Below are 12,943 nucleotides of genomic sequence, written 5' to 3'. Positions count from 1 at the left end.
TCAAGAGCGGCGGCCCCCACTAAAGACTAAAGATCAATCCCAAGCGGGGGAATAAGCGGAAATGTCCACAATCGGACGTTACCCAGTGGCATCGAGGGCTTGACGGAACGGTCCACAAGTGCGTGTGCCGAGCAGGGAAAAGGGCGATTTACGCCGGTATTTCGGCATGCTGCCGGGCGATGAACGCCTAGTCGTACTCCAGATCCGGCAATGCGGTCGGCGGCTCGGGGCTGCGCCACACGACCACAACTCCGTCACGTACCGAATCGGCCGCCAACATCAGGCGATCAATGTCGAAATCCGGCAAATAGCGGAGTCTTGCTAGAAAAGTGGCATCTGTCGCCGAACGCGGGACGACACAGCCCTGCCCATCACGATCCAGCAGGATGTAGAGCAGATCTTCCGGCGAGTCGCTCGTGACACGGACCTCCACGACGTCCTCCCATGCGAGAGCCTCGACGCTGCCGTCCGCGTAGTGACGGGCGACGCCCTCTTCCGTGACATACACGTAGGAGTCCGGCATCGGATTGCCGTGCATGGCCGCGATTCTTGCGAGTCACGGGGCCGGACCGCAAGACTTCCCGCTCAACGGTGCGCCGGATCTCCCCACGAGCGGGGCGAGACGCGCCGCCGCTCACCGGTGCGCCGGATCTCCCCAGGAATGGGCGAGATGCCGCGCCACCGCCGCCCGCGCCGCGTCCTCCGGGCCGTTCGCGATGGCGTCCAGCAGCTCCCTGTGCTCCCGCACCAGGACCTCCCTGTCGGGGTACACCTCACGGAGCCGCACCAGGCCGAGCCGCGTCTCCGCCGCCAGCGCGCCGTACAGGCGCTCCAGGCGCGGGCTGCCCACCGCCTCGATCAGCGCCTCGTGCAGCGCCATGTGCTCCGCCACCATCGCCGACCACGGTGCGGTCACCGGCAGCCCGTCCATCCTGGCCAGCGCCGCCTCCGCCTCCGGCACCCGGCGGCCCGTCACCGCCCGCGCCATCAGGTCCTCCAGCGGCCTGCGCACGTACATGAGGTCGTCGAGGTCCTCGATGGTCACCTCCGGGACGTACGCGCTGCGGTTGCGCTCACGTCTGAGCAGGCCCTCGTGGACCAGGACGGCCAGCGCCTCCCGCACCGTCGGCCTCGCGACGCCGTACGACGCGGCGAGCTCCTGCTCGGGCAGCGGCGTCCCCGGCTCGATCTCGCCGGACAGCACGCGGGTGCGCAGCGCGTCGGCCAGCGCGCCGACGGTGGAGACGGGTCTGAGCGGCAACGTCACGGCTGCGACTCTAACGCCCTTTCCCGCGGCGCCCGCTCCGGGACGGCCACGGCCACCAGGCTCAGCGCCAGCAGGACCAGCCCCGCCACCGACACCGGGGCCAGCCGCTCCCCGAGCACGACCACGCCGAGCAGCGCCGCCACGGCCGGCTCCGCCAGGGCCAGCGTGGCGGCCGTGGCCACCGGGGTGGTCCTGAGCCCCTTGCCGTACAGGAGGTAGGACACCGCCGTCGTGCCGAGGCCCAGGTAGAGGACGGCGAGCAGGCCGCGCGGCTCCGCCAGCCACCGCACGCCGTCGAGCAGCAGCACCGGCAGCATGATCACGGCGGCGCCGCCGAACAGCACGCTCATCACCGCGTTCGACGGCGCCCCCGCCTCGATCGCGCGGGCCGCCGACACCGCGTAGAAGGCGTACAGCAGGCCACCGAGCAGCGCGAACAGCACCCCCGACACCACCTGGCCGCCCGCCTGCGCGCCGCCGCCCCCGATCAGCGCCGCGCAGCCGCAGACGGCCGCCGTGGTGGCCAGCGCCCAGCGCGTGCTCGGCCTGCGCCCGTGCAGCACCCACGACAGCAGCCCGGTGAACACCGGGCCGCTGCCGATCGCGACCACCGTGCCGATCGCCACGCCGGTGCGTCCCACCGCCGCGAAGAAGCACAGCTGGTACGCCGCCACCGCCACCGCCGCGAGCAGCAGGCCCGGCGACACCACCCGCCGGAACCCCCGGCCCGCGAACAGCGCCAGCGCCGACCCGCCGATGACCAGCCGCGCGGCGGCCAGCGCGACGGAGTCGGCCGAGACCAGCAACCCGGCCGTCCCCGCGGTCCCCCACAACACGGAGGCGCCCACGACAGCGAGAGGTCCGTTCTTCATGCGACGATTGTATCCAGATTGTCTGACAACCAGACAATAGAGAAGGGCATGGCGGCAGGACGGAATGCCACTGATCACCGGAGCAGGCGGGAGGGGCGCGTCACGCGAGCAGGCCGGAGCCGGGTGAAGGCGCGGGCCACGCGAGCAGCACGAAGTCAGGTGGAAGGCGGATCACCCACGCAGGACGGAGCCGGAGGAGAGGGCGGATCGCGGGAGTAGGTCCGAGCAGCGGAAAGCGAGCAGGTCCGAGCAGCGGAAAGGCGCTCAGCCGAGCTCTTCGAGCAGGCGGTCGATGACGCGTCCCGCCGGGGCCGCGACCTCCGCGGCGTAGTCGTCGAGCGCTGCCAGCGCCTCCCGTACACCGGGGACGCTGACCCGCGGCAGGCCGAGCAGCACGTCGTCCTCGGCCGCGACCGACCCGTCCACGTGGAAGAAGCCGCCGGAGGCGGCGACGGACACCTCGAAACGGACCTCACGCCCGTCGGGCAGAACGAAGGTCGTGCCGGTGCGCGCCCCGGCCGGGGGCAGGAAGTAGGAGAAGGGGCAGCTTCTGGCGAACGGATGGCGTAACTCCGCGAGCATCGCCGACGCCCGGCTCAGGGCCTCCAGCACACCGGCCGCGGCCAGGCTCTCGCTGTCCACAGGACCACCCTAGATCACCCATACGCCCCACCACCACCCAACCCCGCACCAACCAGGGCTGGACGTGGGACTACCCGCCGACCAGGACCCGACGGCGGGGGCTACGTGCAAACCGGGGCGGGGCCACGCACAGACCGGGACCCGACGGCGGGCGCTACGCGCAAGCCGGGACCGGATGCCGGGAGCTACGCGGCAGCGGCCAGGAGGGTGTGGTGTTCGATGTCGCGGCGCACGCCGTCGCGGAGCAGCCTGCCCCGCTCGACGCCGTCGGCCACGAAGCCGGCCCGGGTGGCGACGCGGCACGACGCCGGGTTGTCCGTGCGGTGCTCCAGTTCCAGCCGGCGCATCCCCCGCTCGCCGAACGCCCACCGTACGAGCGCGAGCACGGCCGCCGTGGCGACACCCCTCCCCCTGGCCTCGGGCACCACCCAGTAGGACACCATGCCGGCCCCGCCCTGGAAAGGAGCGCCGGGCGTGCCGGCGACGGCGCCGGCCTCGGACGGGCCCTCGAAGGCAGGGACGACGGGGGTGACGGCGACGTTGCCGACGACCAGGCCGCCTCGTGTCATGTCGGTCACGGCGAAGGCGTGCCCAGCGCCCCGCCAGGACGCGATCCAGCCCTCGGCGTCCTTCAGCGTGACGATCGGCCAGGACGCCTGATCCCTCAGGTCGTCACCCTGAAAGGCCCGCAGCACGACAGCCGCGTCACCCACCCGCCACTCCCGCAGCACGACAGCGGCGTCACCCATCCGCCACTCGCGCGGCCGAACGCGGCCCTCTGGCCGGGTGGCCGTGGCCATCGCCGTGGCCATCGCCGTGGCCATCGCCGTGGCCGTCGCCGTGGCCGTGGCCGTGGCCGTCGCCGTGGCCGGCTCCTGCGGCCGGATGTCCGCCTCCGCCTTCGTCACGTAGCCCGAGGTTACCCGCAACCGCCTCTATAGAGGGGTTTGCCCGATCTTGTGCTTCTCCTCGAACGCCGTCACGAGCCCCTTCGGCGCCGTCAGGCACCAGGCCTCGGCCACCAGCTCGAACAGCTCGTCGGCCTCGATGCGGTCGAGATGCACGACCACCCAGCCGAACCGCCCCGCCGTGAACTGCACCTCGAACACCTCGGGCCGCTCGGCCACGAGCGCGATCTGCTCCTCGACGGTGGCCTTCAGCCCGACGGTCTCGGTCTCCTCCCACAGGTAGGCGAAACCCTTGCCGCGCACCTTGATGCCGACCCACTCGCCCGCCTGGTTGAGCCGCACCTCCGGCAGTTCGTCCAGCATCGCGAGGAACTCCTCGACGCTCACACCCATGGCCGCTGTCTACCAGACGCCACCGACAACTCCCGCCCGCGCGTCCCGCGGCGGAGGCACAATGATCACATGACCTCGCCCACGGCGACCCGCATGCCCCTGAGCGTGCGCGGTGCAGGCCTCCTCATGACGCTGCAGGTGGCCTTCGGCCTGGTGGCGCGACCGCCGTCCTGCTGCTGAGCCCGGCCGCGAGCCACTGGTTCGGCCGCTGACGCTGGGCCCGTCGCCGGCCGAGGGCCGGCCGGCGGGCGGGTCAGCCGCCCAGGTACGCCTCGGCGACCCGGGTGTCCTCGCGTAGTTCGGCGGCGGAGCCCTGGAGGACGCAGGCGCCGTTCTCCATCACGTAGCCCCGGTGGGCGATCTTCAGTGCGGCGACGGCGTTCTGCTCGACGAGCAGCACGGACGTGCCCTCGGCGTTGATCTGGGCGATCGTCTCCATGACCGAGGCCACGATCAGCGGGGCCAGCCCCATGGACGGCTCGTCCAGGAGCAGCAGGCGGGGCCCGGTGACCATGGCGCGGCCGATCGCGAGGAGCTGCTGCTCGCCGCCGGAGAGGGTGCCGCCCTGCTGGGCGCGCCGCTCGGCGAGCCGGGGCATCACGTCGTAGACCCGGTCGACGCGCCTGCGGATCTCGGCGTGGTCGCGGACGAGGTAGCCGCCGAGCTGGAGGTTCTCGTGGACGGTGAGGGTGCTGAACACCCTGCGGCCCTCGGGGACGTGCACCAGGCCCAGCGCCGCGATCTTGTGTGCCTTCTCCCTGGTGATGTCCCGGCCGTCGAAGGTGACGGCGCCGCCGCTGGGCCGTACCAGGCCGGACGCGGCGGACAACGTCGTCGTCTTCCCCGCGCCGTTGTTGCCGAGCAGGGCGACGATCTCGCCCGGCCCCACGGTCAGCGACAGTCCGCGGAGCGCGTGGACGCCGTCGTAGTGGACGTCCAGGTCGCGCAGCTCAAGCATGGGCCTCGCTCCCCAGGTAGGCGGCGATGACGGCCGGGTCCTTGCGGACGTCGTCGGGACGGCCGTCGGCGATCTTCTGTCCGAAGTTGAGCACGACGACGCGCTCGGACACGTCCATGACGAGCCCCATGTCGTGCTCGATGAGGACGATGGCGATGCCGAGCCCCTGGACGCGCCTGATGAGGTCGAGCATCTCGGCCTTCTCGCCCTGGTTGAGCCCGGCGGCGGGCTCGTCCAGCAGGAGCAGGTCGGGGCGGCGGGCAAGGGCTCTGGCGATCTCGGCGCGGCGCTGCTCGCCGTACGGCAGGTTGCGTGCCGCGCCGTACCGGTCGCCGCGCAGGCCGACGAAGTCGAGCCAGTGGTGCGCCTGTTCGGTGCACTCGCGCTCGGAGCGCCGGTAGCGGGGCGTGTGCAGGAGCGCGTCGAGGATGCCCTGTCTCAGCCACAGGTGGGCTCCGGCGCGCACGTTGTCCAGGACGGACAGCTCGCCGAAGAGCCTGAGGTTCTGGAAGGTCCGGGCGATGCCCCGCGCGGCGACGGCGGAGGGCCGCAGGCCGAGCAGGTTCTCGCCGCGCAGCGCGAGCCGCCCGGACGAGGCCCGGTAGAACCCGGTGACGCAGTTGAACGCCGACGTCTTGCCCGCGCCGTTCGGCCCGATGACGGAGACGATCTCGCCCTCCTCGACGGAGAAGCTGAGCCCGTCGATGGCGAGCAGTCCGCCGAAGCGCAGGCGCAGGTCCTCGACCTCCAGCAGGCTCATTTCAGTGCCTCCTTGGAACGGGCGGGCCAAAGGCCCTGGGGACGCACGAGCATGACGACGATGAGCAGCACCCCGAACAGGAAGAAGCGGTAGTCGGCCAGGTCGCGCAGGAACTCGGGCAGCAGGCTGATCACGACGGCGCCGACGACGACGCCGGGGATGGAGCCCATGCCGCCGAGCACCACGGCCATGAGGACGAGCGCCGACTGCAGGAACGTGAAGCTCGTGGGCGAGATGGCCGACAGGTGCGCGGCGAACAGCACTCCTGCGAGCCCGCCCCACACGGCCCCGGCGATGTACGCGGCCAGCTTGACCTTGTACGTGTGCACGCCCATGGCCTCGGCGGCGTCCTCGTCCTCGCGGATGAACCGCCAGGCCCTGCCCATGCGGGAGCGCCCGAGCCGGGCCGCGCCGAGGACGGCGAGCGCGACCACGGCCACGGTCACGTAGTAGAAGACGACGGGGTTCGCGGTGAGCGACGGGATGCCGTAGATGCCGGACGGGCCGCCGGTGACGTCGAGGTTGTTGGCGGTGATGCGGATGATCTCGCCGAAGCCGAGCGTCACGATGGCCAGGTAGTCGCTGCGCAGGCGCAGCGTGGGCGCGCCGATGACGACGCCGGCGATCACGGTGACCACCAGCACCGCGGGCACGGTGGCGAGCAGCGGCAGGCCGACGCGGGTGGTGAGGACGCCCGCCGTGTACGCGCCCACGGCGAAGAACGCGACGTACCCGAGGTCCAGCAGGCCGCAGTAGCCGACCACGATGTTCAGTCCGGCGGCGAGCATCACGAAGATGGCGGCGCTGGTCATGACCGACAGCGCGTACGGCGTGGCGATCACGAACGGGGCGAGGACCGCGACGAGCAGACCGGCCAGGCCCGCCCAGCGGTTGTCCATCAGCCGCGAGACGAGGGTGGGCGGTTTGTCGGTCCCGAGGAGGCGCGGCTGTCCTGTCGTCGTCACACCCGCTCCACGACGCGTTCGCCGAGCAGGCCGGTGGGCCGCACGGTCAGGAAGAGGATGAGCACGCCGAAGGCGAACACGTCGCGCCACTCGCCGCCCAGCCAGAACGTGCCGAACGACTCCAGCAGGCCGAGCAGCAGGCCGCCGAGCATGGTGCCGGGGATGTTGCCGATGCCGCCGATGACCGCCGCGGTGAACGCCTTGAGCCCGATGAGGAAGCCCATCAGGAAGTCGATCTTCCCGTAGTAGGCCCCTGCCATGACCCCGGCGGCGCCGGCGAGCGCGGAGCCGATGAAGAACGTCCGGGAGATCACGGCGTCCACGTCGATGCCCATGAGCCTGCTCGTCCGCGGGTCGAGCGCGATGGCCCGCATCGCCCGCCCCTCCCTGGTGCGGGTGACGAGGAGGTTGAGCCCGGCCATGAGCACCACCGCCAGCCCGATGAGCACGAGCTGCTGGAGGGTGACCCGCGCGCCGAGCACCTCGAACGAGGCTCCGTCGAGCCGTACCGGGTAGACCCGGGGATCGGCCCCCGCGCCGGCGCGCATGCCGTACTCCAGCGCGAACGACGCGCCGACCGCGGTGATCAGGAGGGACAGGCGCGGCGCGTGGCGCAGCGGCCGGTAGGCGATGCGCTCCAGCGCGACGCCGGCGAGGCCGGTGCCCGCCATGGTGGCCACCAGGACGGCGAGCAGGACGGGCAGGGTCATGGCGGGCGACACGCCGCCGGCCGCGCCGAGGATGGCGAAGCCGACGAACGCGCCGAGCATGTAGAGGTCGCCGTGGGCGAAGTTGAGCAGCTTGATGATCCCGTAGACCATGCTGTAGCCCAGCGCGACCAGCGCATAGAACGAGCCGACGAACAGCCCGTTCCACACCAGCTGCGTCATGTCAGGGGGTCCTGCAGGGCGAAGGCGCCGTCCTTGACGACGAGGATCTGGAAGCCGCCGCTCGCGAGCGTGTGCTCGGGCGTGAACTTCAGCGGCCCGGAGAACATCTGGAAGCCGTCCATGGCCTCCAGGGCGGAGATGACCTTGGCGCCGTCGGTGCCGCCCGCCTTGGTGATGGCCTCGGCGGCCAGGCGCACGGCGTCGTACGACTGGTTGGAGTAGGGGCCCGGCTCGCTGCCGAACTTCTTCTTGTACGCGTCGATCCAGCCGCTCGCCCCCTGGATGGTGTCGGGGGTCTGGGTCATGGTGGCGTACACGCCTTCGGCGGTGGAGGCGCCGGCGATCTCGGCCAGCTTGGGTGACACGGAGCCGTCGCCCACCATGATCGAGCCCTTGTACCCGGCCTGACGGAGCTGGCGGATGATGAGGCCGCCCTCCTGGAAGTAGCCGGTCCAGTAGACGAAGTCGGGCTTGTGCGACAGCACGTTGGTGACGTTGGCGCTGTAGTCGCTCTCCTTGGGCGTGACCGCCTCGACGGCGACGGCCTGCGCGCCGAGCAGTTCCTTGGTGCGCAGTGCGATGTCCTTGGAGTAGCTGGTGTTGTCGTGCATCAGGACGGCGCGGGTGCCGCCCTGCTTGGCGATCCACTTCTGGGCGGCGGCGGCCTGCTGGGAGCCGGTGCCGTTGATGAGGAAGACGTGCTTGAGCTTCTGGTCGACCAGTTCCTGCGAGTTGGCCGCCGGGATGATCATGGGGATGCCGGCCTTGCCGAAGATGGGCAGGGTGGGCAGGGTCGCGCCGGAGCAGTAGCCGCCGACGGAGACGGCGACGCCCTCGGTGACCAGCTTGTTCGCGCCCGCTGACGCGGACTGCGCGTCGCAGGCGTCGTCGGCGGTCTTCAGTTCGAGCTTGCGTCCGAGGACGCCGCCCTTGGCGTTGATCTCGTCGATGGCGAGCTGCGCGGCGTTGCTCATGTAGGGGCCGATGGCGGCCTCGCTGCCGGACTGGGGGATCAGCATGCCCAGGACGATCGGGCCTGCCTGCTTGTCGCTGTCGCTTGCTCCACCGAGCAGCCCCTGACCGCATCCGGCGGTCAGGAGGCTGATGGCGGCGAGCGCGGCAATGGATTTCAGGGGGATGGCGCGCATATGCGGACTCCTCGCTGCACGAGGTTGGTGGCGTGTGATATTGCACCAGCAGTGTGCTATTGCACACGTCTCCGCCACGCACCGTCAAGGGGCGGAAACCGACCTTTACCTTTATGCAACAGGCCGCCTTCTCTCCGCCCTGACCTGCCGCCCGACGTCCGCCGACCTCGGGGGTGGGCAGCCGGGCGAAAAAGTGATATCACTTTGCTAGAGCGATGATAGACATCGAGGAGAAGCCATGACAGACACGAGCATCGCCGTCGAGATGCCGGCCCCGCAGACGCAGGAGCAGGCCGCGTGGGGCGCCAAGGGCTGGCCCATGCTGGCGCTGGCCGCGATCGGCCCGCTGGCCGCGATCGTGCTGATCCCGCTGGGAGCCACCATGGCCGACGAAGGGAGCGCCGCCGCGGGGGCCACCCTGATCGTCCTCGCCGTCCTGCTGCTCCTGGCGGCCTGCGTCATCTTCACCGGGCTCACCGCGGTCGCCCCCGGCGAGGCGCGGGTGATCCAGCTGCTCGGCCGCTACGTCGGCACCGTACGCACCCCGGGCCTGCGGTTCGTCGTCCCCTTCACGCAGAAGCAGCGGGTGTCCACCCGCATCCGCAACCACGAGACGGACGTCACCAAGGTCAACGACGCCGACGGCAACCCGATCGAGATGGCCGCGGTCGTGGTGTGGCAGGTCGAGGACACGGCGAAGGCCATCTTCGAGGTCGACGACTTCTTGGAGTTCGTCGCCTTCCAGACGGAGACCGCCGTCCGCCACATCGCGGGCAGCTACCCGTACGACGGGCACGACGACACGCTGTCGCTGCGCGAGAACGCGGACGAGATCACCGGCCGCCTGTCAGCGGAGATCCAGGCCCGGGTGGCGTCGGCGGGCGTCAAGGTCATCGAGTCGCGCATCACGCGCCTCGCGTACGCGCCCGAGATCGCGCAGGCGATGCTGCGGCGCCAGCAGGCCGGAGCCGTCGTCGCGGCCCGCCAGCGGATCGTGGAGGGCGCCGTGGGCATGGTCGAGGCCGCCCTCGCCCGTCTGGACGAGCACGACGTCATCGAGCTGGACGAGGAGCGCAAGGCCACCATGGTGAGCAACCTGCTCGTCGTCCTGTGCGGCGACCGCGACGTCCAGCCCGTGGTCAACACCGGCTCCCTCTACCACTAGCCGTGGCGACCGAGCGGAAGAGCATCCTGTTGCGGCTCGACCCCGCCGTGCACGACGCCCTCGCCCGCTGGGCCGGCGACGAGTTGCGCAGCACGAACGCGCAGATCGAGTTCCTGCTCCGCCGGGCGCTGGCGGAGGCGGGACGGCTGCCGGGGAACACCGCCCGCATCCCCCGCCGCGGACGCCCCCCGAAGAAGCCCCGCCCCCCGGCGGAACAGGAACAGGAACAGGAACCCGACGACGGCTGAGAGGAAGACCTCCGTGGACATCCCCGACTCCCTGCCCGCGCAGCTCTACCTCCTCTGCTACGACCCGCGCCGGCGGCGGGTGGTGACGAACCACCGCTCCCCGTACCTGCTCCAGGCGGCCGCCCTCACCGAACTGCTGCTCAGGGGACGCCTCGCCGACGACGGCGGCCGGGTGCGGGTCGTGCGGGACGACCCGGTGGGCGACCCGGTCCTCGACGACGTGCTGCTGCGGGTCGCCGGGTCGCGTCCCCACCGGTGGCGGCACTGGATCAGCAGGGACGGCCGGGCGACGGCGCGGGCGGTCCTGGACGCCCTGGAGTCCGGCGGGTGGGTCCGCGTGGAGCGGCGCAGAACGCTGCTGCTCCTCACGAGGAGCGAGGTCCGGGTACGCGACGCCCGCGTGCCCAAACGGCTCGCGACCCGGGTCTCCGGCGCCCTCACCGGCCCGCTGTCCCGGGTCGGCGAGCAGCAGGCCGCGCTCGTCGCGCTGGCCGCCGCCGGAGAGGTGCGGACGGCGCTGCCGAAGGCGAAGCTGCGGGCGTACGAGGAGCGCGTCGCCCGGCTGACGGAGCGCAGCGGGCGCGCGGCCCCCGAGCTGCGCAAGGCCATCAGGAACCTGCACGCGAGCGCCGACGGCTGATCGGGACGTCCCGCACCAGGCCGCCCGATCATCCCGGCCGCCCGATCATCCCGGCCGCCTGATCAGCCTGGCCGCTGCCTTCCGCGACGAACGGCGCGCAGGAAATGGTGCGGACGCACAAAGCCCGAGGCCGCCGCGGCGAGCAGGATGAGCGAATGGCTGACCTCAACCCCCTGCAGAGCCTGCTCGACAGCGAGGCGACATCCCGCTGCGTCCCCGGCGCCGCCGTGGGCGTGCTGCTCGACGGCACGGAGCACGTCCTCACGACCGGCGTCGCCAGCGCCGACGCGCCCGCCCCCGTGACGGCCGACACGCTGTTCCAGATCGGTTCGACCACCAAGACGATCACGGCGACGGCCATCATGCACCTGGTCGAACGCGGCCTGCTCGACCTGGACGGGCCCGTACGGCGGTACCTGCCCGGCTTCAGGCTCTCCGACGAGCGGGCGGCCGAGGAACTGACCATCCGGCACCTGCTCACGCACACCGGCGGGTTCCTCGGCGACGTCGACGACGGGGCCACCTGGGACACCGACGCGCTGGCCGCCTCGATCCGCTCGTACGACGAGCTGCCGCAGCTCTTCCCGCCGGGCCTGACCGCCTCGTACAACAACGCCGGGTTCAGGCTGCTCGGCCGGGTGATCGAGGTCGTGTGCGACGAGCCGTACGAGAACGCGGTCAGCCGCATCGTGCTCGGCCCGCTGGGGATGGATTCCAGCTTCTTCTTCCCCTGGGACGCGGCGACCCGTCCGCACGCCGTCGGCCACACCGTACGCGACGACGGCCCGCACGTCGCCCACACCTGGGGGCTGTTCCGCGAGGCGATGCCGGAGGGCGGCCTGCTGTCGTCGGTACGCGACCAGCTCCGCTACGCCGCCTTCCACCTGGGCCTGGGCGGCGAGGAGCCGGTCACGTCCGCGACGAGGGAGCTGATGCGGGCCGAGCACGTACGGGTCGGCGCGCCGTGGGCCGGCATCGGCCTGCCGTGGCTGCTGGACGACCGTGCGGGACTGCGGCTGGTGACGCACGGCGGCAACATCGGCAACCTGCAGCTGTCGACGTTCGTCCTGGTGCCGGAGCGCGGCTTCGCCGTCACCACGCTCACCAACTCCGCGCCGGGCAAGGCGCTGGGCGAGCTGGTCACCGACTGGTGCCTGGAGCACCTGCTCGACGCCAAGCCGGAGCGGACGCGGCTGACGCTGCGCGACCCCGAGCCGCGGTACGCGGGCAGCTACGACGCCGGGCAGTGGACCGTGGAGGTCGACGAGCACCTGACGGCCCGGTTCGTCCTGCGGCCCGCACTCGTGGCGGCGGAGGTGGAAGGCTTCCCGGACATGCGGCTCGCGCTGGTCGAAGGCGGCGACGACCTGACGCTGGCCGCCGACCCGAGCCGCCGGATCGGCCGCTTCCTGCGGGACGACGCCGGCCAGATCGCCTTCCTGCACCTGGCCGGCCGGGCCGCCAGACGCATCACCTGAACCGTCCCGGCCTGACGGGGACCTCGTCATCGAGCGGTGCGCAGGAGGCGGGCACCGCGACCGCCGGCCCGGCCGCCGCGACGCGGCGACGGTGCCGAGGCGGTACGGGTGCGGGTGGGCGGCGGCCGGCGCGAGCGCCTCGAAGACGTGGTCAGGCGTGCGACCGCAGCGCGGGCGCGACCAGGGCGATGCAGCCGAGCGTGAGCACGACGCCGACCGCGGCCCCGCCCACCGCCTCGGGCGGAACGCCGTCGGCGAAGAACGCGGGCACGGCCGTCAGCCCCGACAGCAGCCGGGACACGATCACGGCGGCCGCGCCGGTCCGGCGGCCGCGCCAGGCCGCCACGACGCCGCCCAGGGTGACCAGCCCGAGGACGGCTCCCACGACGGCCACCGCGAACGGAGGGTGCTCGCCGTCGCCGAACGGCAGCGCGGCCACGTCGAAGAGACCGAGCAGCCCGCCCAGGACCAGCCCTGCGAAGAGAACGGGGGAACGCTTCATGTGCGCCTCCTGTGAGTGGGGGGCAGTGTTCCTGCCGACCCGCAGTCTCCGCCGCGTGGACGGGCCGGCGGATCCGGGCGGGCGCGGAACCGGTCTCCGTACTGGCA

General features: G+C 71.9%; 17 protein-coding genes. 5 read left to right on the top strand and 12 right to left on the bottom strand.

Features of this window, described 5'->3' with window-relative positions; all coding sequences use genetic code 11:
- Positions 1–187: 187 nt before the first annotated feature.
- The 5 genes from BMX74_RS14005 to BMX74_RS13985 form a co-directional block, all read right to left on the bottom strand.
- The gene (locus BMX74_RS14005) at positions 188–538 is read right to left on the bottom strand and encodes a hypothetical protein (RefSeq protein ID WP_055504695.1); all 351 of its coding nucleotides are present in this window, start codon (positions 536–538) and stop codon (positions 188–190) included.
- Between the two features lie 96 nt (positions 539–634).
- Positions 635–1,267: a GntR family transcriptional regulator gene (locus BMX74_RS14000; RefSeq protein ID WP_091100625.1), complete on the bottom strand. Its 633-nt coding sequence runs from the start codon at positions 1,265–1,267 to the stop codon at positions 635–637.
- On the bottom strand, positions 1,264–2,139 hold the full coding sequence (locus BMX74_RS13995) for a DMT family transporter (RefSeq protein ID WP_055504693.1): 876 nt from the start codon (positions 2,137–2,139) through the stop codon (positions 1,264–1,266). Before BMX74_RS13995 ends, BMX74_RS14000 begins: the two co-directional genes overlap by 4 nt.
- 264 nt (positions 2,140–2,403) lie before the next feature.
- Positions 2,404–2,781 (bottom strand): hypothetical protein, encoded by a 378-nt coding sequence (locus BMX74_RS13990; protein WP_055504692.1) that lies wholly within the window; start codon positions 2,779–2,781, stop codon positions 2,404–2,406.
- A gap of 185 nt (positions 2,782–2,966) precedes the next feature.
- Entirely contained in the window at positions 2,967–3,530 is a 564-nt protein-coding gene (locus BMX74_RS13985; RefSeq protein ID WP_055504691.1) for a GNAT family N-acetyltransferase, read from the bottom strand.
- A 37-nt stretch (positions 3,531–3,567) separates the two neighbouring features.
- Between BMX74_RS13985 and BMX74_RS45555 the strand changes: the two genes are divergently transcribed.
- Complete coding sequence (locus BMX74_RS45555) at positions 3,568–3,693, top strand: hypothetical protein (protein ID WP_256256941.1); 126 nt, start codon at positions 3,568–3,570, stop codon at positions 3,691–3,693.
- A gap of 23 nt (positions 3,694–3,716) precedes the next feature.
- Here the strand turns inward: BMX74_RS45555 and BMX74_RS13975 are convergent, their stop codons facing one another.
- From BMX74_RS13975 to BMX74_RS13950, 6 genes are all read right to left on the bottom strand, one after another.
- Positions 3,717–4,082, bottom strand: coding sequence for an MmcQ/YjbR family DNA-binding protein (locus BMX74_RS13975; protein ID WP_055504690.1), 366 nt, complete (start codon positions 4,080–4,082; stop codon positions 3,717–3,719).
- Positions 4,083–4,335: 253 nt separating this feature from the next.
- A complete protein-coding gene (locus BMX74_RS13970; RefSeq protein WP_055504688.1) occupies positions 4,336–5,040 on the bottom strand; it encodes an ABC transporter ATP-binding protein in 705 nt (234 codons plus the stop codon).
- Positions 5,033–5,800 (bottom strand): ABC transporter ATP-binding protein, encoded by a 768-nt coding sequence (locus BMX74_RS13965; protein ID WP_055504687.1) that lies wholly within the window; start codon positions 5,798–5,800, stop codon positions 5,033–5,035. Before BMX74_RS13965 ends, BMX74_RS13970 begins: the two co-directional genes overlap by 8 nt.
- Positions 5,797–6,765 (bottom strand): branched-chain amino acid ABC transporter permease, encoded by a 969-nt coding sequence (locus tag BMX74_RS13960; RefSeq protein WP_055504686.1) that lies wholly within the window; start codon positions 6,763–6,765, stop codon positions 5,797–5,799. Before BMX74_RS13960 ends, BMX74_RS13965 begins: the two co-directional genes overlap by 4 nt.
- The gene (locus tag BMX74_RS13955; RefSeq protein WP_055504685.1) at positions 6,762–7,655 is read right to left on the bottom strand and encodes a branched-chain amino acid ABC transporter permease; all 894 of its coding nucleotides are present in this window, start codon (positions 7,653–7,655) and stop codon (positions 6,762–6,764) included. Before BMX74_RS13955 ends, BMX74_RS13960 begins: the two co-directional genes overlap by 4 nt.
- The gene (locus tag BMX74_RS13950) at positions 7,652–8,803 is read right to left on the bottom strand and encodes a branched-chain amino acid ABC transporter substrate-binding protein (protein ID WP_055504684.1); all 1,152 of its coding nucleotides are present in this window, start codon (positions 8,801–8,803) and stop codon (positions 7,652–7,654) included. Before BMX74_RS13950 ends, BMX74_RS13955 begins: the two co-directional genes overlap by 4 nt.
- Positions 8,804–9,041: 238 nt before the next feature.
- Between BMX74_RS13950 and BMX74_RS13945 the strand changes: the two genes are divergently transcribed.
- The 4 genes from BMX74_RS13945 to BMX74_RS13930 all read left to right on the top strand — a co-directional run bounded on the left by BMX74_RS13945 (position 9,042) and on the right by BMX74_RS13930 (position 12,334).
- Complete coding sequence (locus BMX74_RS13945; RefSeq protein ID WP_091100621.1) at positions 9,042–9,968, top strand: SPFH domain-containing protein; 927 nt, start codon at positions 9,042–9,044, stop codon at positions 9,966–9,968.
- A gap of 2 nt (positions 9,969–9,970) precedes the next feature.
- On the top strand, positions 9,971–10,216 hold the full coding sequence (locus tag BMX74_RS13940; protein WP_091100619.1) for a type II toxin-antitoxin system antitoxin: 246 nt from the start codon (positions 9,971–9,973) through the stop codon (positions 10,214–10,216).
- A 13-nt stretch (positions 10,217–10,229) separates the two neighbouring features.
- The gene (locus BMX74_RS13935) at positions 10,230–10,856 is read left to right on the top strand and encodes a GOLPH3/VPS74 family protein (protein WP_063792154.1); all 627 of its coding nucleotides are present in this window, start codon (positions 10,230–10,232) and stop codon (positions 10,854–10,856) included.
- Positions 10,857–11,011: 155 nt separating this feature from the next.
- Positions 11,012–12,334 carry a serine hydrolase domain-containing protein gene (locus BMX74_RS13930; RefSeq protein WP_055504681.1) on the top strand — a complete coding sequence of 441 codons (1,323 nt, stop codon included), beginning with the start codon at positions 11,012–11,014 and terminating at the stop codon, positions 12,332–12,334.
- Between the two features lie 151 nt (positions 12,335–12,485).
- Here BMX74_RS13930 and BMX74_RS13925 read toward each other — a convergent pair whose 3' ends face one another.
- Complete coding sequence (locus tag BMX74_RS13925; protein WP_091100617.1) at positions 12,486–12,836, bottom strand: hypothetical protein; 351 nt, start codon at positions 12,834–12,836, stop codon at positions 12,486–12,488.
- Positions 12,837–12,943 lie beyond the last annotated feature (107 nt).

It is taken from the genome of Nonomuraea pusilla (genome assembly GCF_900109355.1).
In the GTDB taxonomy this organism is placed as follows: Bacteria; Actinomycetota; Actinomycetes; order Streptosporangiales; family Streptosporangiaceae; genus Nonomuraea; species Nonomuraea pusilla.
This window is presented reverse-complemented; position numbering and strand designations above follow the sequence as displayed.